Origin of the sequence: Paenibacillus glucanolyticus NBRC 15330 (assembly GCF_004000885.1) — a bacterium.
In the GTDB taxonomy this organism is placed as follows: Bacteria; Bacillota; Bacilli; order Paenibacillales; family Paenibacillaceae; genus Paenibacillus_AQ; species Paenibacillus_AQ glucanolyticus.
In genome coordinates, this window is the sequence record NZ_BIMC01000026.1 from 26,834 (window position 1) to 46,873 (window position 20,040).

Consider the following 20,040-nt stretch of genomic DNA (forward strand, 5'->3'; position numbering starts at 1 on the left):
TTCTTTAGGCGATTATTTCTTCACCGTTTCTTTAATTTGAACGAAACCTTTTTTAGGTCCTGGAATGGATCCTTTAACAAGGATTACGTTACGCTCTGCATCGACTCTAACAACTTCGAGTTTTTGGATCGTAACTGTTTCATTGCCCATGTGACCTGGCAGACGTTTTCCTTTAGGAACACGGTTTGCCTGGATCGAACCCATGGAACCTGGTCTACGGTGATAACGGGAACCGTGAGACATTGGTCCGCGGCTTTGTCCCCAACGTTTGATTACACCTTGGAAACCTTTACCCTTGGAAATACCCGTTACGTCAACAAATTCGCCTTCTGCGAAGACATCAGCCTTCAGCTCTTGTCCAACCTCGACACTCGCGAGGTCAACACCGCGAATTTCGCGAACGTAGCGCTTAGGCGCAGTGTTTGCTTTTTTCGCATGGCCTGCTTCTGGTTTGTTAGATCTGTTCTCTTTCTTGTCAGAGAAACCGACTTGAATCGCTTCGTATCCGTCGTTTTCCAGATCTTTCTTTTGAAGAACAACACAAGGACCTGCTTCGATAACCGTTACAGGAATTACAATACCTTCAGGGGTAAATACTTGAGTCATTCCGAGCTTTCTACCTAAGATACCTTTCATGTTGACACCTCTTTTCTCTTCTCTAATTCGTTATGCTGGTCTTACAGTTTGATTTCGATATCTACACCGGACGGCAGGTCCAAGCGCATCAAGGCATCCACAGTTTGTGGAGTCGGGTTCACGATGTCGATCAAGCGTTTATGAGTACGCATTTCGAACTGTTCCCGAGAATCCTTATACTTGTGCACCGCACGGAGAATGGTAATTATTTGTTTCTCAGTTGGAAGCGGAATCGGACCGGATACACCAGCACCCGAACGTTTTGCTGTCTCAACAATTTTCTCAGCGGATTGATCAAGAACTCTGTGGTCGTATGCTTTCAAGCGAATACGAATTTTTTGCTTTGCCATTTTATTCCCTCCTTCTATCGCCCAATTTGGTATCGGACATACTCCGTGAAAATTTTCCAACCACCTGCCTCATGGCAAAGGGGCCGGGTGTGTCGGTAACCTCTCACATCATCGCAACGTCGCAGAACAACATTCACTATTATATATAAAAGATAGGCGCATTGCAAGCACTAATTCATAATTCATGTCAGTTTATATTTGCACCGTGCTTTTCTTGAAATTTTCAGCTAAAATCGCTGCTTCTGATGTAGCTTCCCCGTATGCTGCCAATTGTCATGGACAGCAATTTCATTTGCTTTTCTGCTGTGATCATCTGATCGCACTGGATTGTACAGATGTAAGAATATCGGTGAACAATTGGCTTGTCTCCTCTGATTGGTTCTTCCCTTTCCCCGCAAGCAGCTGTACATGGTTAATAGATTCTACCACTTCGGATGTGATGGATCTGGATTTCGTTACGATATCAGTTATACGGCTCACTGTCGTTCGTGTATCCTCGGAGAGACGACTGACCTCCTGAGCCACAACTGCAAAACCTTTTCCGTGTTCCCCAGCACGCGCCGCTTCTATAGTAGAGAGCAGTTTGATCTGTGCCGCTATTTCATGAACGCTTACCGCTATCAGGGCAATCTGTCTGGAGGAATCATGAAGTTCTTGTACAGCATTCTGCATATCCGAGGTGCTCTCATCTATTGCATTCATCTGTACTGTCAAATCCGCTATCCTAGCCTCTCCAGCCAGAGCATAAGAAATAGATCCTTGGGTAGTGGCCGAAGTCGTCTGAAACGCAGTAGTCACCTCGCCGCTGCTTGACATCAAGCGTTCTACAGCTTCATTAATGTCCAGTGTCAGATCGGTAATTCACCGACAAAAGCAGCAATGCTCTGCTTTAGTTCTTTGCGTACCCATTCATATTGCTGCTGCTTCTCATTCATGTTCTCCTTCTCGCAAGCTTCCAGTACAAGCAGTTGCTCCAAGCTGAGCAGCTTGGTGATCGTCGACACGATCCGAATATGCTGTTCCTCTTCTTTCACTTCTTTATATATAATCTTGAAGAATTCATTCTGCAGATTCTGAAAAGCCGATAAGTACCATTTAGGCTCCAGTCCTACCCGTTTGTGGACTTCGGCAATACGGAATCTTTTCCCCACGTAGGCTTCATTGATCTCGTCGTTTAATATTTCAAGAAGATGATCCCTTAAGGTCTGTTTCAACCTTTCAATTGTACTATGCTGCACAATGATATCCCTCAACTTATCCACATCCACAACGGATTGGTAAAAAGCATCGGTGATCGCTTCCAACTTCTGCTCCATCTGCGGGCGTAACTGCTTTAGCAGTTGCAAATCTCCCACTGTCAGACCGATCATTCTCATCTGTTCATTCAGTTCACCCAACTTCTCCTGGTATATGTAACTCTCTTCGAGGGGATCACGCTGTACTTCTGCAGACGAAACGACATGGGCCATATTCTTCTTCATAAAAGCAAAGGGCATTTCATAATGAGCTGTGCTCTCCATTCTATATATTAGGTAGTTTCTTATCTGTGAAGCAGACTTCAAACAGAGATTGTAATCATGTTAGGCGCAAATATATAGAATGAATCCTTTAATATATGGCATATTCTGTGTAGTGAGCTTGACTTTTTTTCTACAAATATTCGAAATAATGCAGTTCCCTTGTTTTACGCTGCTCAAGCTTTTGTACAACAGAAAAAGAGCCCAATCCCAAGGGATCGGACTCTTTTATAAGGACATCACATTGTTGCTTGTTACAATACACTGTTGCTATATGCAAGGCTGTTAGTAGGCCTTAATTATTTAATGATGGTAGCAACGGAACCAGCACCTACGGTACGGCCGCCTTCACGAATGGAGAACTTAGTTCCTTCTTCAATCGCGATTGGGTTGATCAGGTTTACCGTAACGGTGATGTTATCACCAGGCATAACCATTTCAGAACCTTCTGGCAGGTTGATCACACCAGTTACATCCGTAGTACGGAAGTAGAACTGTGGACGGTAGCCAGTGAAGAAAGGCTTATGACGTCCGCCTTCTTCTTTGCTCAGTACGTATACTTGAGCAGTGAACTCTGTGTGTGGTTTAACGGAAGCAGGCTTAGCAAGTACTTGACCACGCTCGATTTGAGTACGGTCTACACCACGAAGCAATGCGCCGATGTTGTCACCAGCTTGAGCGGAATCCAGCAATTTACGGAACATTTCAACGCCCGTAACAACGGATTTCTTAGTTTCTTCAGCGATACCAACGATTTCGATTTCTTCACCAACTTTGATCGTACCACGCTCTACACGACCTGTAGCAACGGTACCACGACCAGTGATGGAGAATACGTCCTCGACAGGCATCAAGAAAGGCTTGTCAGTGTCGCGCTCTGGCAATGGGATGTACTCGTCGATTGTTTTGAACATTTCAACGATTTTTTGTGCCCATTCGCCATCTGGGTTTTGCAGAGCTTCACGAGCGGAACCACGAGTAATCGGAGTGTCGTCGCCTGGGAAGTCATACTCGCTCAGAAGGTCGCGAACTTCCATTTCAACCAATTCCAAGAGCTCTTCGTCATCAACCATGTCGCATTTGTTCAAGAATACAACGATGTAAGGTACGCCTACTTGGCGGGACAAAAGGATGTGCTCGCGAGTTTGCGGCATTGGGCCGTCAGCTGCGGATACAACCAGGATCGCTCCGTCCATTTGAGCTGCGCCAGTGATCATGTTTTTAACATAGTCAGCGTGACCTGGGCAGTCAACGTGTGCATAGTGACGAGCGTCAGTTTCGTACTCTACGTGGGAAGTAGAGATTGTGATACCGCGTTCGCGCTCTTCTGGAGCTTTGTCGATTTGATCGAAAGACATTGCTGCGCCACCATAAGTTTTGGACAATACACTTGTGATTGCAGCAGTCAGAGTAGTTTTACCATGGTCAACGTGACCGATAGTACCGATGTTAACATGGGGTTTCGTACGTTCGTATTTAGCCTTTGCCATTTGAACAATTCCTCCTTAAGGGGATATATATGTTGGGCCGGAAGCGGAGTTAACGGGATATACGTCCCGCCTCCTATCCAGCAGGTAAAACGTTATTACTCTCCGCCTTTGATCTTGGACACAATTTCATCGGAGATACTCTTAGGAACTTCTTCATAATGGGAGAGTTCCATGGAGAACACACCGCGTCCTTGTGTACCGGAGCGAAGGGTAGTGGAGTAACCGAACATTTCGGAAAGAGGTACTTTCGCACGGATAATTTGAGTACCACCACGGGAGTCCATACCTTCGATACGTCCACGGCGGGAGTTCAGCATACCCATTACGTCGCCCATGTATTCCTCAGGCACGGTAACTTCTACTTTCATGATTGGCTCAAGCAGGACAGGCTTACACTTTTCTTTTGCTGCTTTCAGAGCCATGGAGCCGGCGATTTTAAACGCCATTTCATTGGAGTCAACATCATGGTATGAACCGTCAACGATGGTTGCTTTAACGTCAACAAGCGGGAAGCCGGCAAGTACACCGTTCTTCATTTGCTCTTCAATACCTTGTTGTGCAGGACCAATATATTCTCTTGGTACGGAACCACCGACAACCTTGCTCTCGAACTGGTTACCGCTACCTGCTTCCAATGGTTCGAACTCAACCCAAACGTGACCGTATTGACCACGACCACCGGACTGACGAACGAATTTACCTTCAACACGTGCAGGTGCACGGAAGGTTTCACGGTAAGCTACCTGTGGTTTACCCACATTGGTTTCTACTTTGAACTCACGACGCATACGGTCGATGATGATGTCCAAATGAAGCTCACCCATACCAGCCAAGATCGTTTGGCCTGTTTCTTCATCAGTATGCGCACGAAGAGTTGGATCCTCTTCAGTCAACTTACCGAGAGCAACACCCATTTTATCTTGGTCAGCTTTTGTTTTAGGCTCAACTGCGATTTCGATAACCGGATCAGGGAAGTTCATGGACTCCAGGATAACCGGGTTTTTCTCATCACATAGTGTATCACCTGTGCCCGTATCTTTCAAACCTACAGCAGCTGCGATATCTCCGGCAAATACTTCGGAAATTTCTTGGCGGCTGTTCGCATGCATTTGAAGGATACGACCAATGCGCTCACGCTTGCCTTTAGTTGCATTCAGTACGTAAGAGCCGGATTGCAGAACACCGGAATATACGCGGAAGAATGTCAGCTTACCAACATAAGGGTCCGTAGCGATTTTGAATGCCAAAGCCGAGAACGGCTCTTCATCAGAAGAATGCCGAATTGCTTCAGTTCCGTCTTCAAGGGAACCCTTGATATCTGGAACGTCAGTTGGAGCCGGCAAATAATCGATTACGGCATCAAGCATCAACTGAACGCCTTTGTTACGGTAAGAAGATCCACAGATAACAGGGAAGATCTTAACTTCGACAACACCTTTACGCAGAGCGGCTTTCAACTCAGCAATGGTGATTTCTTCACCTTCAAGGTATTTCATTGTCAAGTCTTCGTCAAGTTCTGCTACCTTCTCAACTAACTCGTTGCGAAGCTCTTCCACTTGATCCTTGAACTCTGCTGGAATTTCGGTTTCTTCGATATTTTGACCAAGGTCATCTTTATACATGAAAGCTTTTTCCTCGACAATATCGATGATGCCAATGAAATCGTTCTCTGCACCGATCGGAAGCTGAATCGCTACCGCGTTCGCTTGCAGACGCTCTCTCATATCTTTAACTACGTTCAAGTAGTCGGCACCGATAATATCCATTTTGTTTACGTATGCGATCCGCGGAACTCCATAACGGTCTGCTTGTCTCCAAACAGTCTCCGACTGAGGTTCAACGCCCTCTTTCGCACTGAATACACCTACTGCCCCATCCAATACACGAAGGGAACGTTCAACTTCTACTGTGAAGTCAACGTGCCCCGGGGTGTCGATAATATTAACGCGATGACCCTTCCAAGAAGCGGTAGTCGCAGCGGATGTAATCGTGATCCCGCGCTCCTGTTCCTGCTCCATCCAGTCCATTGTAGCAGCACCTTCGTGAACTTCCCCGATTTTGTGCGTACGGCCTGTATAGAACAAAATCCGCTCTGTAGTGGTCGTTTTACCAGCGTCAATATGCGCCATGATCCCGATATTACGTGTATTTTTCAAGGAGAACTCTCTTGTCGCCATGCGAATAGTCTCCCTTCAAAATTTGAAGTATAAAATAGTTGCCGAATCCTACCAGCGGTAGTGAGCAAACGCTTTGTTCGCTTCAGCCATTTTGTGTGTATCTTCGCGTTTCTTAACAGAAGCGCCTGTGTTGTTGGAAGCATCGATGATCTCTGCCGCCAAACGCTCTTCCATTGTTTTCTCACCGCGGTTGCGGGAGTAGTTTACGAGCCAACGTAATCCAAGGGATGTACGTCTCTCTGGTTTAACTTCGATAGGAACCTGGTAGTTAGCACCGCCGACACGACGAGCTTTAACTTCCAATACTGGCATGATATTTTTGATAGCTGCTTCAAACACTTCCATCGGATCATTACCAGTACGTTCCTTGATGATGTTGAATGAATTGTAAAGGATGCTTTGAGCAACACCTCTTTTACCATCCAACATGATGCGGTTGATCAGACGAGTTACCAGCTTGCTGTTGTACACTGGATCTGGAAGCACGTCTCTTTTGGTTACTGGACCTTTGCGTGGCATGGATATCCCCCTTTCTTCAGTCGTGAGTCATGTTAGAAAACATGAACATCAATTAGCTTTTTGCTTTAGGACGCTTCGTGCCGTATTTGGAACGAGCTTGCATCCGGTTGTTTACACCAGCGGTATCAAGTGCGCCGCGAACGATATGGTAACGTACACCCGGAAGGTCTTTTACCCGTCCACCGCGAACCAATACAACACTGTGCTCTTGCAAGTTATGTCCGATACCCGGAATGTAAGCTGTCACCTCAATGCGGTTCGTCAAGCGAACACGAGCATATTTACGAAGTGCGGAGTTCGGTTTTTTCGGCGTCATTGTGCCTACACGAGTGCATACACCGCGTTTTTGCGGAGCGCTCAAGTCGGTCTCCTCACGTTTCAAAGCGTTAAAACCTTTTTGAAGAGCTGGAGATTTCGATTTGTAAACTTTGGCTTGACGGCCCTTGCGAACCAGTTGGTTAATTGTTGGCATGCTAGCCACCCCCTTCCCGTATTTATCATCCTATTACAAACCCGTTTAAGTCCACAGACCCAGGCGGTTCATAAAAGAACAAATGAAAAGTTTTTGCCGAGAGAAGTAACGCCTTCTCCAACAAAAACGATTTCTCAAATCATGATTTCAAGACAGCTACCATAGCTGCACCGACTTCAATACCGCATGCTTCTCCAAGCTCTATCATCGTGGGCACATAATTGATATGTACTCCATTCTTATCACACTCGGATACGACTTTTGAAATCAAACGCTGGTCGCAATCTTCAGCTACATAAACCTCTGCAGCCAGACCGGATTCAACGGCCTTCATCGTTTGTTTGGTGCCAATCTTGATGTGTGCATCCTGTAATCCTTTATCATTAGACACAGTCATTCCTCCAAAAGAACAGGGAACAAAGAAACTATTCACGCACCTTTGCTATATTAGCATCTGCCCTAAGCGATGTCAAGCTATTAAATCAGAAAAAAAGAAACTTAGGGACGGGAGAGAGTTCAGCATTCAACATGCCGTTTCCTCCCGTCACCCGACTTTCTTCTTAATCTATAGAAGCCGTTTCGAGCTCCTGACTTTCATCATTCACGTCGTTCTGTCCCGCAAATTTCACACTGCGATAACGGTTCATGCCCGTTCCCGCAGGGATCAGCTTACCAATGATAACATTCTCTTTCAGGCCAAGAAGTTGATCGACTTTACCTTTAATGGCAGCATCAGTCAACACGCGAGTCGTCTCCTGGAAGGAGGCCGCTGACAAGAACGAATCTGTTTCAAGGGAAGCTTTCGTAATCCCGAGAAGAACCGGTTTAGCAACTGCTGGTTCTTTTCCAGACAGAATAGCGTCTTTATTGGCTGTCTCGTATTCATGCATATCCACGAAGGAGCCTGGCAGCAGATTGGTATCGCCCGCATCAACGATACGGAATTTACGCAGCATCTGTCTGATCATTACTTCAACGTGTTTATCGTTAATTTCTACACCTTGGTTACGGTATACGCGTTGTACTTCCTGAAGGATGTAGTTCTGCACACCACGGATACCTTTGATGCGAAGCATTTCCTTCGGATCAATGGAACCATCCGTCAGTTCATCCCCGGCTTCGATGTGCTTGCCTTCGCTTACGCGCAGACGGGAGCCATAGGTAACCGCGTAAACTTTCGTTTCGGCTTCACCTTGAATTTCAATTTCACGACGGTCTTTCGTTTCGCGGATCTCTTTAACCACACCGTCGATCTCACTAATGGTCGCTTGACCTTTAGGATTACGGGCTTCAAAGAGCTCTTGGATACGCGGAAGACCTTGCGTGATATCGTCTCCGGCAACACCGCCTGTGTGGAATGTACGCATCGTAAGCTGTGTTCCCGGCTCACCGATGGATTGAGCTGCGATGATACCAACCGCTTCACCAATCTCAACATGCTTACCAGTAGCCAGGTTACGACCATAACATTTTTTGCAGACGCCATAACGTGCACGGCAGCTCAAGATGGAACGAATTTGAAGTTTTTCAACACCAGCTGCCACGATCTCTTCAGCTTTGTCGGAATCAATCAATTCGTTGCGATTTACGATAATCTCTTTGGTTTCCGGATGACGAACGGTTTCAAATGCGTAACGTCCTTCAATACGGTCATAGAGATCCTCAATAACTTCCTTGCCGTCCTGGATACGGCTAACGGTGAAGCCTTTGTCCGTGCTGCACTCATCTTCGCGAACGATAACATCCTGGGCCACGTCAACAAGTCGACGAGTCAAGTAACCGGAGTCAGCGGTACGAAGCGCTGTATCGGCAAGACCTTTACGTGCACCGTGAGTGGACAGGAAGTACTCGAGTACCGTCAGACCTTCACGGAAGTTCGATTTGATTGGGAGTTCGATGATACGACCGGACGGGTTCGCCATCAGACCCCGCATACCACCAAGCTGGGTGATCTGCGATTTGTTACCCCGTGCCTTGGAGTCCACCATGAGCATAATGGAGTTAAAGCGATCCATTGATTTCATGAGTACTTCCGTAATGTCATCCTTGGTCTTGGACCATATGTCGATAACACGGTCATAGCGTTCTTCATTCGTAATCAAGCCGCGACGATATTGGTTTGTTACTACTTTAACCTTCTCATCGGACTCTTTCAGAATTTCATTCTTCTCGTCAGGTACAATAACGTCAGAAACCGCAACGGTTACGCCTGCACGAGTAGAGTAGGTGAAACCGATCTGCTTGATTTTATCCAAAATCACAGAGGTTTCGGTTGTATGGTACGTTTCGAAACAGCGTGCAATGATGGAACCCAGATATTCCTTGCCTACAGCTCCGCTGATCGGCAATTCCTGAATTACCTTTTGAATATCTGCACCCTTCTCGTATACGAAATACTTCTCAGGCGTACCATGCAGCAGGTTCGTACGAGTCGCTTCATTAATGTATGGGAAGCTGGCAGGGAAAATCTCGTTAAAGATAATCCGGCCAATCGTCGTAACCAAAATAGCATTCTGCTGTTCTTCGGTAAAGTTGGTTTTGCCAAGCGCTTTAACCGGAATCGCTACGCGTGCATGCAGTCCTGCTGCTTCACGCTGATATGCGGATACCGCTTCGTTCACGCTGCCCAGAATCATACCGGTACCTTTCTCTTCCTTGTTATCCATCGTGAGATAGAAGGAACCGAGTACCATATCCTGAGATGGCGTAACAACCGGTTTGCCGTCTTTCGGGTTCAGAATGTTACCCGATGCCAGCATCAAGAGACGTGCTTCAGCTTGAGCTTCAGCAGACAAAGGAACGTGAACCGCCATTTGGTCACCGTCAAAGTCAGCGTTATAAGCTGTACATACGAGTGGGTGAAGACGGATGGCATGACCTTCAACAAGGATCGGTTCAAATGCTTGAATACCGAGTCTGTGAAGCGTCGGTGCACGGTTCAGAAGAACCGGATGCTCTTTAATGACTTCTTCGAGCACATCCCATACTTCTGGACTTACGCGTTCTACTTTGCGTTTAGCGCTCTTGATATTATGTGCAAGGCCTTTGTTGACCAATTCCTTCATAACGAACGGCTTGAAGAGCTCAAGTGCCATTTTCTTAGGCAGACCGCACTGGTACATTTTCAGGTAAGGACCTACAACGATAACGGAACGACCAGAGTAGTCAACCCGTTTACCGAGCAAGTTCTGACGGAAACGTCCTTGTTTACCTTTCAGCATGTGGCTGAGAGATTTAAGCGGACGGTTACCAGGACCTGTTACTGGACGGCCGCGACGACCGTTATCGATCAGAGCATCGACAGCTTCCTGCAGCATGCGCTTCTCGTTCTGTACGATAATATCCGGCGCACCGAGATCCAGCAGTCTTTTCAGACGGTTGTTCCGGTTAATAACGCGACGGTACAGATCGTTCAAGTCGGAGGTCGCAAAGCGTCCACCATCCAGTTGAACCATCGGACGAAGCTCCGGTGGAATGACCGGCAGCACATCCATGATCATCCACTCCGGATTGTTGCCGGAGTTACGGAACGCCTCAATAACTTCCAGGCGTTTGATCGCCCGGTTGCGGCGCTGACCTTGTGCTGTACGCAATTCTTCCTTCAGGAACTCCAACTCTTTATCAACGTCGATGTCTTGAAGAAGCTTCTTGACAGCTTCCGCACCCATGCCTGCCTGGAACCCGTAGCCATACTTCTCACGATAGCTGCGATATTCCTTCTCGGATAGCAGTTGTTTCTTCTCCAGCGGCGTATCTCCTGGATCTGTTACAACATAAGATGCGAAATAAATGATCTCCTCAAGAGATCTTGGGGACATATCCAAAGCCAGACCCATGCGGCTAGGAATCCCTTTGAAATACCAAATGTGCGATACAGGAGCCGCAAGCTCGATATGGCCCATCCGTTCACGACGGACTTTGGCGCGCGTAACTTCAACGCCACAGCGATCGCAGACTACTCCTTTATAACGGACACGCTTATACTTACCGCAATGACATTCCCAGTCCTTCTGCGGGCCGAAAATCCGCTCACAGAACAGGCCTTCTTTCTCCGGCTTCAATGTACGGTAGTTAATCGTTTCCGGCTTCTTCACCTCTCCGCGAGACCAAGAGCGAATTTTTTCCGGTGAAGCAAGACCGATTTTCATGTACTCAAAATTGTTAACGTCCAACAAGGAGCAACCCTCCTCAACCTAGTCCTATTTATGTGCTATACGACCATAACACCACCGCCGACTTATAAAGCCGACGGGGGTGAATGATTGACCGTTATTCCACTCCGACTTCAGTGCCTTCCAAGTTAAGGCTCAGTTTATCACCTTGAGCATCGTCTTCGTCATCGAGTTCTTTCATCTCGATTTCCTCTTCATTCTCGCTCAGGATTTTGACATCCATACCGAGAGACTGAAGCTCTTTTATCAATACCTTGAACGACTCAGGAACACCCGGCTCCGGAACGTTCTCGCCCTTGACGATGGATTCGTAGGTTTTCACCCGGCCAACCACGTCATCGGACTTAACGGTAAGAATTTCTTGCAGTGTATAAGCGGCACCGTAAGCTTCAAGTGCCCACACTTCCATCTCACCAAAGCGCTGTCCACCAAACTGAGCTTTACCACCCAGCGGCTGCTGCGTAACGAGTGAGTATGGTCCCGTAGAACGGGCGTGAATTTTATCGTCAACCATGTGCGCAAGTTTGATCATATGCATGACGCCGACGGTAACTTCACGTTCAAAACGCTCACCCGTCCGTCCATCGTACAATACGGTCTTACCGTTACGCTGCATGCCTGCTTCTTCCATCGTATCAAACACGTCGTACTCGCTTGCACCGTCAAATACCGGTGAAGCCACGTGAATGCCGAGCTGGAGTGCAGCCATACCCAAGTGAACCTCGAGCACCTGACCGATATTCATCCGTGATGGTACCCCCAGTGGGTTCAGTACGACTTGAACCGGCGTGCCATCCGGCAGGAACGGCATATCTTCCTCAGGCAAAATACGGGCAACGACACCTTTGTTACCGTGACGTCCGGCCATTTTGTCACCTTCCGAGATTTTACGCTTCTGCGCGATGTAGACACGAACCAATTGGTTCACGCCCGGCGGCAATTCGTCGCCGTTCTCACGTGTAAATACCTTCACATCTACGATGATACCGTCACTACCGTGAGGAACACGCAGCGAGGTATCACGCACTTCGCGAGCCTTCTCGCCGAAGATCGCATGCAGGAGACGCTCTTCTGCCGTCAGTTCAGTTACGCCCTTAGGCGTTACTTTACCAACGAGAATGTCTCCGGCGCTGATTTCGGCACCGATGCGGATGATACCGCGCTCATCGAGGTTCTTCAGTGCTTCTTCCCCAACGTTCGGAATATCACGTGTAATTTCCTCTGGTCCAAGCTTCGTATCACGAGCTTCGGATTCATACTCCTCGATATGGATCGAAGTGTACACGTCCTCTTTGACAAGCTTCTCGGAGAGAAGAATCGCATCCTCGTAGTTGTAACCTTCCCAAGTCATGAACGCAACGACCACGTTGCGGCCCAGTGCCAATTCACCCATCTCCGTGGATGGACCGTCTGCGAGGATGTCACCTTTTTTGATAACTTCCCCACGTTTCACGATTGGACGCTGGTTGATGCATGTTCCTTGGTTCGAACGCATAAATTTGTGTAATTTATGTTTAACGATATCGCCTTTGACTTCTTGTCCGTCCACATTCTCTACGCGGCGGAGCCAGATCTCATTAGCAGATGAACGTTCAATAATCCCGTCATATTTGGATACAATACATACACCGGAGTCTTTAGCAGACTTGTGCTCCATTCCAGTTCCGACAAGCGGCGCCTTCGGAATAAGGAGTGGTACAGCCTGCCGCTGCATGTTGGATCCCATCAGCGCGCGGTTGGAGTCATCGTTCTCAAGGAACGGAATGAGCGCCGTTGCTACCGATACAACCTGCTTAGGCGAAACGTCCATGTAGTCTACACGATCGCTTGGCATAGGAAGGATATTATCGGATTGCTTGTTATAACGAACGATTACCATTTCATCAGTAAAGGTACCATCTTCGTTAAGCTCGGCATTCGCCTGGGCAACGATGTAGTTATCCTCTTCGTCTGCAGTCAGATAATCGATTTGTTCCGTTACTTTGCCGGTCTTCGGATCAACCCAACGATACGGGGCTTCAATGAAGCCATATTCGTTGATGCGTGCGAATGTGGACAAGGAGTTGATCAAACCGATGTTTGGTCCCTCCGGTGTCTCAATCGGACACATACGGCCATAGTGACTGTGGTGAACGTCCCGTACTTCAAAGCCTGCGCGCTCACGCGTCAGACCGCCTGGTCCGAGTGCAGACAAACGACGTTTATGCGTCAATTCCGCAAGCGGGTTTGTCTGATCCATGAACTGGGACAGCTGGGAGCTACCAAAGAACTCTTTAATTGATGCGATAACTGGACGAATGTTGATTAACGCTTGTGGCGTAATGACATTTGCGTCCTGAATCGACATTCTCTCACGAACAACACGTTCCATCCGGGACAAACCGATACGGAACTGGTTCTGAAGCAATTCGCCTACGGAACGCAGACGACGGTTACCCAGGTGGTCAATATCATCTGTATTACCGATTCCATGCAGCAAGTTGATGAAATAACTGATGGAAGAAATGATATCAGCCTGAGTAATATGCTTCACGGATTTATCAATGTTTGCGTTCGCAATGACTTTCACAACTTTTGCATCCTCAGTAGGAGAGAACACATCAATTGTTTGCAGCGGGATATCCTCGCTGTCCATCACACCGCCAGCAACATGATAATTCTTAAAGCCAACACTCTTCTCCAAGTAAGGCATAATCTCGTCCAAAAGACGACGGTCTACGGTTTGACCAGCTTCAGCAACGATCTCACCTGTATCCGTGTCTATCAAACTCTCTGCCAAACGTTGATTAAAGAGACGGTTCTTAATATGAAGTTTCTTGTTGATCTTGTAGCGGCCAACGTTAGCCAGATCATAACGCTTTGGATCAAAGAAACGAGCAACGAGAAGGCTCTTCGCGTTCTCCAGTGTTGGCGGCTCGCCCGGACGAAGGCGTTCATAAATTTCGATGAGCGCTTTTTCCGTAGAGTCCGTGTTGTCTTTATCCAGCGTGTTTTGAATATATTCATCATTGCCCAGAAGATCCAGAATCTCGGCATCTGTACCAAAACCAAGTGCACGTAAAAGCACCGTTACAGGGATTTTACGGGTGCGGTCGATCCGGACATAAATAATGTCCTTCGCGTCCATCTCCAGTTCCAGCCAAGCGCCGCGGTTAGGGATAACTGTTGCAGTGTACGTCGTCTTACCGTTTTTATCCACTTTTGTGCTGAAATAGACGCTGGGAGAGCGAACCAACTGGCTGACAATAACCCGTTCGGCACCATTGATAATGAATGTTCCGGTTTCCGTCATTAACGGGAAGTCTCCCATGAACACTTCCTGCTCCTTGACCTCTCCGGTCTCCTTGTTAATGAGCCGGACTTTCACGCGGAGCGGCGCCGCATAAGTAACGTCGCGTTCTTTCGCGTCATCGACGGTGTATTTCGGTTCTCCAAGGCTGTAGTCAATGAACTCTAGTACCAAATTACCTGTGAAATCCTGAATCGGCGAGATGTCCTGGAACATTTCGCGGAGTCCTTCCTCCAAAAACCATTCATAAGATTTTTGTTGGATTTCAATCAGGTTCGGAACTTCGAGTACCTCGTTAATACGAGCATAACTTCGCCGAGTGCGTCGACCATATTGAACAAGATGTCCTGCCAACTTAAACTCACCCCTCATGTCTACTCACTTTAAAAATATTTCATTGCGAACCTCTGTTTGTAACACTATAATGGTACATACAGAGGACACTCCATAAATAGAGAAAAGCCCTTATCGAATACCTTTTCGAAAAAAGAGCAGCTTATCCATGGTTATGATAATCATCTCATATCCTGTAGATTTGCCCAAAACGTACATATTATACGTCAATATGACGGACTTTATGCATCTTTCCACACATTAAGTCTTGACATTTCAGCAAACTAAAGACAAAGAGACCATCCTAATACTGACATTTTATAATAATACCATACCAGCATACCCAAGTCAACAGCCTAGTTAAACTATTTCAAGAAGATTTGGTCGCTTTAAATATCCGGTACCCTTTATCCTTCGTTACTTCTTCTACCTGGTGAAACAAACTCTCCAGTTTAGCTTTTGCCGAAGGTGCACCTTGCTTCTTCTGAATTACAACCCACAGCTGCCCACCCTCACGCAAATGACTCCATGACTCTTCAAATATAGCATGCACTGTTTCTTTCCCGGCACGTATAGGCGGATTGGTCAGAATCACATCGAACTGCTGATCCTTAACCACGGCAAATAAGTCGCTCTCCAGGATCGTTACATTCGAAATTCCGTTACGCCTCGCGTTCTCTTTAGCCAATTCGACAGCACGGCTATTAATGTCGATCATTGTCACATGACCATCCACGACCATCTTTGCCGCCGTTAAACCGATCGGACCATAACCGCATCCCACATCCAGAACGGAGGCATTTTGTTGAAATTCCATTGCATCTATTAAAACTTTGCTGCCATAATCCACGCCGCTCTTTGAGAATACACCCGCATCACTAATGAAATTGAACGTCTGTCCTCTCAGCTCTGTCTTTAACTCTTTGCGGTCATGAGCAATGTCTGGCTGATTCGAGTAATAATGTTGATTCGGCATCATTTCCTCCGTATTGAACCAAAGTTTACCCGCCTGGACTTATGGTCCATAGGGGCTCCATTATCCCAGTATAACCGTTCTCACTGAAATCAGTACGCGCAAGAATTTCCCGCCACAATAACAAACCCCTTGAACAAATATTCAAGGGGTTTGTTTCTTGCTGACGATTAATCTGGAGAAGTTATTACTTAACTTCTACGGATGCGCCTGCTTCTTCCAATTTAGCTTTAACAGCTTCAGCTTCTTCTTTAGCTACTTTTTCTTTCAAAGCTTTTGGTGCGTTGTCAACCAGTTCTTTTGCTTCTTTCAAGCCAAGACCTGTGATTTCGCGAACCACTTTGATTACGTTGATTTTGGACGCGCCTGCGCTAGTCAGGATTACGTCAAATTCGGATTGCTCAGCAGCTTCAGCTGCACCAGCGCCACCAACAACAGCTACTGGAGCTGCAGCAGTTACACCAAATTCTTCTTCGATTGCTTTTACAAGATCGTTCAGTTCCAGAACGGACATGCCTTTGATTGCTTCCAAGATTTGCTCTTTGCTCATTTAAGTTGAACCTCCATTTATTATTAAGATTTTATAGTTGTTGTTACACAGCTCGGGAAGAACAAAACTTATGCGCCTTGTTCTTCCTTCTCTGCAACTGCTTTAACTGCAAGCGCGAAGTTGCGCACTGGAGCTTGAAGCACGCTGAGGAGCATGGAGAGGAGACCTTCGCGGGACGGAAGTTCTGCCAGAGCTTTGATTTCGCTTTCTCCGATTACACGACCTTCTACTACTGCGCCTTTCAATTTCAACGCGTCGTTTTTCTTAGCAAAATCGTTAAGAACTTTTGCTGGAGCGACAGCGTCATTGGTGCCAAATGCAACAGCTGTAGGACCAGTCAGGACTTCGTCCAGCTCAGTCAAATCTGCAGCTGCAGTCGCACGGCGAAGCAGCGTGTTTTTCAGTACTTGGAACTCGACGCCAGCTTCACGAAGCTGTTTACGAAGTTCAGTTACTTGTGCAACGTTCAATCCACGATAGTCAGCAACTACTGTCGATACGCTTTCGCGCAGCTTAGCAGCAACTACATCAACCGCTTCTTGTTTCGCTTGAATCACTTTTGCGTTTGCCAATGATTACACCTCCTGGTTGTATTAGTAGCGTAAGAGCACCAGGCTCTCCGCTCTTCCTACGGGCACTAAAAAAGCCTCCGTAGAATTACGAAGGCCTGATGAATCATCATTTGGCCGGATAACCGGACAAATTGTTGACGTTCTATCATAACACCTCGGTAGGAAATTAAGCCTGCTTAGGGCACCTACTGTCTACGGTAAGCATATTCAACTTTAAAGGTCAGTCTCGAAGACTCACAACTGTTACATAATATCAAATATCACTAACCGAAGTCAATGGTAATATTATTTGTAAGTCGTTGTGTTCACGCGAGCGCTAGGTCCCATAGTCGAGGAAACAGCAATACCTTTCAGGTATACACCTTTAGCAGCAGCTGGTTTCGCACGATTCAATGCATCGATGAGAGCTTTGAGGTTCTCATTCAATTGAGCAGCATCGAAAGACACTTTGCCAATTGGAGCGTGGATTTGACCTGCTTTGTCCAGACGGTACTCGATTTTACCGGCTTTGATTTCTTGAACAGCCTTAGCAACATCGAACGTAACCGTACCAGCTTTAGGGTTAGGCATCAGGCCTTTACCACCGAGCAGACGGCCAAGTTTACCGACTTCACTCATCATATCAGGTGTCGCTACGCAGACATCGAACTCGAACCAGCCTTGTTGAATTTTGTTGATCATGTCTTGATCGCCAACAAAATCAGCGCCAGCCGCTTCCGCTTCTTTCGCTTTGTCACCTTTTGCAAATACCAGAACGCGTTGTGTTTTACCTGTGCCGTGAGGCAAGACAACAACACCACGAACAGCCTGGTCTTGTTTACGTGGGTCTACACCCAAACGTACAGCCGCTTCAACAGTTTCGTCGAATTTGGCAGTTGCAGCCTTCTTCACAAGCTCTACAGCTTCCAAAGGCTCGTAAGTTGCTTCGCTGTCAATCAGCTTCGCAGCTTCAACGTATTTCTTACCGTGTTTAGCCATGTTTGTTTTCCTCCTTTGTGGTGTTAGCGGAAATTCCTCCCACATAATCCGAACCTAGTCCGGTTTCAATCGAGAGACCATTAGTCTTCGATTGTGATACCCATACTACGGGCAGTACCCTCTACCATCTTCATTGCAGCTTCAACAGATGCAGCGTTCAGGTCAGGCATTTTTTGCTCAGCGATTTGACGCACAGCGTCACGCTTAACCGTTGCAACTTTCTTCTTGTTAGGCTCGCCAGATCCTTTTTCGATCTTAGCAGCTACGCGAAGCAGTACAGCAGCCGGTGGAGTTTTCGTGATGAACGTAAAGGAACGATCCTCAAACACCGAAATTTCAACCGGAATGATCAGACCAGCTTGATCAGCAGTACGAGCGTTGAATTCTTTACAGAATGCCATGATGTTGACACCCGCTTGACCCAATGCTGGACCTACTGGAGGAGCCGGATTCGCTTTACCTGCAGGAATTTGCAGTTTCACAATCTTGATAACTTTCTTAGCCATGGTTGACACCTCCTTGCATCAATAGTGGTAGCGGACGCCATAATACGCCCTCCCACAAGAAACCTGAAGAATTAAATCTTCTCCACTTGAGTATAATCCAACTCCAGCGGGGTTTCCCGTCCAAACATGTTGACGTGAACTTTCAACTTGCTCTTTTCAGCCAAAATCTCTTCCACGGAGCCCACGAAATTCGCAAAAGGACCAACCTTGATACGAACGGATTCCTTAATGTCGAATTCGATCTTCGGTTTCGGCTCTTCCATGCCCATATGCTTCAGAATCTGTTCAACTTCTTCTGGAAGCAAAGGCGTCGGTTTAGAACCGGACCCTGTCGAACCAACAAAACCGGTCACTCCTGGTGTATTGCGGACAACATACCAAGAATCATCGGTCTGAATCATTTCGACCAAGACATATCCCGGGTAAACTTTACGCATGACGGTTTTTTTCTTGCCGTCTTTGTTTACAATTTCTTCTTCCATCGGAACAAGAACGCGGAATATTTTGTCCTCCATGCCCATAGACTCGACACGTTTTTCCAAATTGGCTTTGACTTTATTCTCATACCCAGAATAGGTATGAACTACGTACCATCTTTTTTCCATATCAAGCCACCTGGGACCCTTCTAAATTATCGCTTCGATCACAGCGGAAATACCGATGTCTACAACCCAAAAATAAATCGTGACAAACACAATGGTGCCGAGAACAATTAAAGTATAGTTCGTCAGTTCTTTACGATTGGGCCAGCGAACTTTTTTAAGTTCCGCCCAGCTTTCAGAGAAAAAGGAAAACAGAGACTTGAAACCACGTTTCACGCCGACTACACCTCCAAAAGAAAACTATCTGGTTTCGCGATGAGGAGTTTGCTCGTTACAGAACTTGCAAAATTTCTTCATCTCCATGCGGTCGGGGTGATTTCGCTTGTTTTTGGTGGTTGTGTAGTTTCTTTGTTTGCAGCTTGTACAAGCCAAAGTGATAATTACCCGCATGATGTGCACCTCCCGAAGACGTCCTTCTTTTCAGAAGAATCGATATTGATCCTAGTAGAAACAACCTTGTTCTCATCGAAACTCGGTTATTTCTGCGAGATGAATAAAACCGTTGTTCCAAAAACTGTAACAACGATCCATTCATAAAACACGCGAATTTAGGCCTACCTAAAACACTTTATCACAAGGGTAGCGCCATTTCAAGCCTTTTTCTCTCTGATTGCGGGCTGCAATTAATGCCATTGCCAGCTAAGCCAGGGAATAGGTCCCCGGTTTATTGTAAACATCTCACTGTAAAAAACTGTGGCGTTTCACAGTCTTTGTCCATTCTGCACAGCATTTATTCTATATCCAGTATGTTCAATCTTCTAACAGATGAAACACCAAATATTACACATTTTGCAGAATGAAGATCTTTGACATTATCATAACATGATATCACCCGTCAAAAGACTAATGGCTGCAGAGTATACGGAGATTCCCAGCTGGCCATCATGAATACTGTAATACAATT

19 protein-coding genes and 1 other annotated feature are annotated in these 20,040 nt (G+C 46.7%); all 19 genes read right to left on the minus strand.

The window, feature by feature from the left end:
- Positions 1–12: 12 nt before the first annotated feature.
- A complete protein-coding gene (rplC, locus tag PGL02S_RS25245) occupies positions 13–636 on the minus strand; it encodes a 50S ribosomal protein L3 (RefSeq protein ID WP_006212921.1) in 624 nt (207 codons plus the stop codon).
- A gap of 41 nt (positions 637–677) precedes the next feature.
- A complete protein-coding gene (gene rpsJ, locus PGL02S_RS25250) occupies positions 678–986 on the minus strand; it encodes a 30S ribosomal protein S10 (protein WP_006212922.1) in 309 nt (102 codons plus the stop codon).
- Between the two features lie 309 nt (positions 987–1,295).
- Entirely contained in the window at positions 1,296–1,802 is a 507-nt protein-coding gene (locus PGL02S_RS25255; RefSeq protein ID WP_086936508.1) for a methyl-accepting chemotaxis protein, read from the minus strand.
- Positions 1,803–1,834: 32 nt separating this feature from the next.
- Positions 1,835–2,467, minus strand: coding sequence for a protoglobin domain-containing protein (locus PGL02S_RS25260; protein ID WP_157659625.1), 633 nt, complete (start codon positions 2,465–2,467; stop codon positions 1,835–1,837).
- A gap of 335 nt (positions 2,468–2,802) precedes the next feature.
- The gene (gene tuf / locus PGL02S_RS25265; RefSeq protein ID WP_006212927.1) at positions 2,803–3,993 is read right to left on the minus strand and encodes an elongation factor Tu; all 1,191 of its coding nucleotides are present in this window, start codon (positions 3,991–3,993) and stop codon (positions 2,803–2,805) included.
- Between the two features lie 95 nt (positions 3,994–4,088).
- On the minus strand, positions 4,089–6,170 hold the full coding sequence (fusA, locus tag PGL02S_RS25270) for an elongation factor G (RefSeq protein WP_006212928.1): 2,082 nt from the start codon (positions 6,168–6,170) through the stop codon (positions 4,089–4,091).
- Between the two features lie 48 nt (positions 6,171–6,218).
- Positions 6,219–6,689 (minus strand): 30S ribosomal protein S7, encoded by a 471-nt coding sequence (rpsG, locus tag PGL02S_RS25275; RefSeq protein WP_006212929.1) that lies wholly within the window; start codon positions 6,687–6,689, stop codon positions 6,219–6,221.
- Between the two features lie 52 nt (positions 6,690–6,741).
- On the minus strand, positions 6,742–7,161 hold the full coding sequence (gene rpsL, locus PGL02S_RS25280; protein WP_006212930.1) for a 30S ribosomal protein S12: 420 nt from the start codon (positions 7,159–7,161) through the stop codon (positions 6,742–6,744).
- Between the two features lie 139 nt (positions 7,162–7,300).
- Positions 7,301–7,552 carry a ribosomal L7Ae/L30e/S12e/Gadd45 family protein gene (locus tag PGL02S_RS25285; protein WP_006212931.1) on the minus strand — a complete coding sequence of 84 codons (252 nt, stop codon included), beginning with the start codon at positions 7,550–7,552 and terminating at the stop codon, positions 7,301–7,303.
- A 169-nt stretch (positions 7,553–7,721) separates the two neighbouring features.
- Positions 7,722–11,336: a DNA-directed RNA polymerase subunit beta' gene (gene rpoC, locus PGL02S_RS25290; RefSeq protein ID WP_006212932.1), complete on the minus strand. Its 3,615-nt coding sequence runs from the start codon at positions 11,334–11,336 to the stop codon at positions 7,722–7,724.
- A gap of 94 nt (positions 11,337–11,430) precedes the next feature.
- On the minus strand, positions 11,431–14,976 hold the full coding sequence (rpoB, locus tag PGL02S_RS25295) for a DNA-directed RNA polymerase subunit beta (RefSeq protein WP_006212933.1): 3,546 nt from the start codon (positions 14,974–14,976) through the stop codon (positions 11,431–11,433).
- A 349-nt stretch (positions 14,977–15,325) separates the two neighbouring features.
- Positions 15,326–15,931: a class I SAM-dependent methyltransferase gene (locus tag PGL02S_RS25300; RefSeq protein WP_036638425.1), complete on the minus strand. Its 606-nt coding sequence runs from the start codon at positions 15,929–15,931 to the stop codon at positions 15,326–15,328.
- A 184-nt stretch (positions 15,932–16,115) separates the two neighbouring features.
- Entirely contained in the window at positions 16,116–16,478 is a 363-nt protein-coding gene (gene rplL, locus PGL02S_RS25305; RefSeq protein WP_006212935.1) for a 50S ribosomal protein L7/L12, read from the minus strand.
- A 68-nt stretch (positions 16,479–16,546) separates the two neighbouring features.
- The gene (gene rplJ, locus PGL02S_RS25310; RefSeq protein ID WP_006212936.1) at positions 16,547–17,050 is read right to left on the minus strand and encodes a 50S ribosomal protein L10; all 504 of its coding nucleotides are present in this window, start codon (positions 17,048–17,050) and stop codon (positions 16,547–16,549) included.
- Positions 17,051–17,108: 58 nt separating this feature from the next.
- Positions 17,109–17,266: a sequence feature (ribosomal protein L10 leader region), on the minus strand.
- A 69-nt stretch (positions 17,267–17,335) separates the two neighbouring features.
- A complete protein-coding gene (gene rplA / locus PGL02S_RS25315) occupies positions 17,336–18,028 on the minus strand; it encodes a 50S ribosomal protein L1 (protein ID WP_006212937.1) in 693 nt (230 codons plus the stop codon).
- An 80-nt stretch (positions 18,029–18,108) separates the two neighbouring features.
- Positions 18,109–18,534 (minus strand): 50S ribosomal protein L11, encoded by a 426-nt coding sequence (rplK, locus tag PGL02S_RS25320; protein ID WP_006212938.1) that lies wholly within the window; start codon positions 18,532–18,534, stop codon positions 18,109–18,111.
- A 71-nt stretch (positions 18,535–18,605) separates the two neighbouring features.
- Positions 18,606–19,139, minus strand: a complete 534-nt coding sequence (gene nusG / locus PGL02S_RS25325) for a transcription termination/antitermination protein NusG (protein WP_006212939.1) — start codon at positions 19,137–19,139, stop codon at positions 18,606–18,608.
- A 21-nt stretch (positions 19,140–19,160) separates the two neighbouring features.
- A complete protein-coding gene (secE, locus tag PGL02S_RS25330; RefSeq protein ID WP_006212940.1) occupies positions 19,161–19,352 on the minus strand; it encodes a preprotein translocase subunit SecE in 192 nt (63 codons plus the stop codon).
- Between the two features lie 24 nt (positions 19,353–19,376).
- Positions 19,377–19,526: a 50S ribosomal protein L33 gene (gene rpmG / locus PGL02S_RS25335; protein WP_006212941.1), complete on the minus strand. Its 150-nt coding sequence runs from the start codon at positions 19,524–19,526 to the stop codon at positions 19,377–19,379.
- Positions 19,527–20,040: the final 514 nt, after the last annotated feature.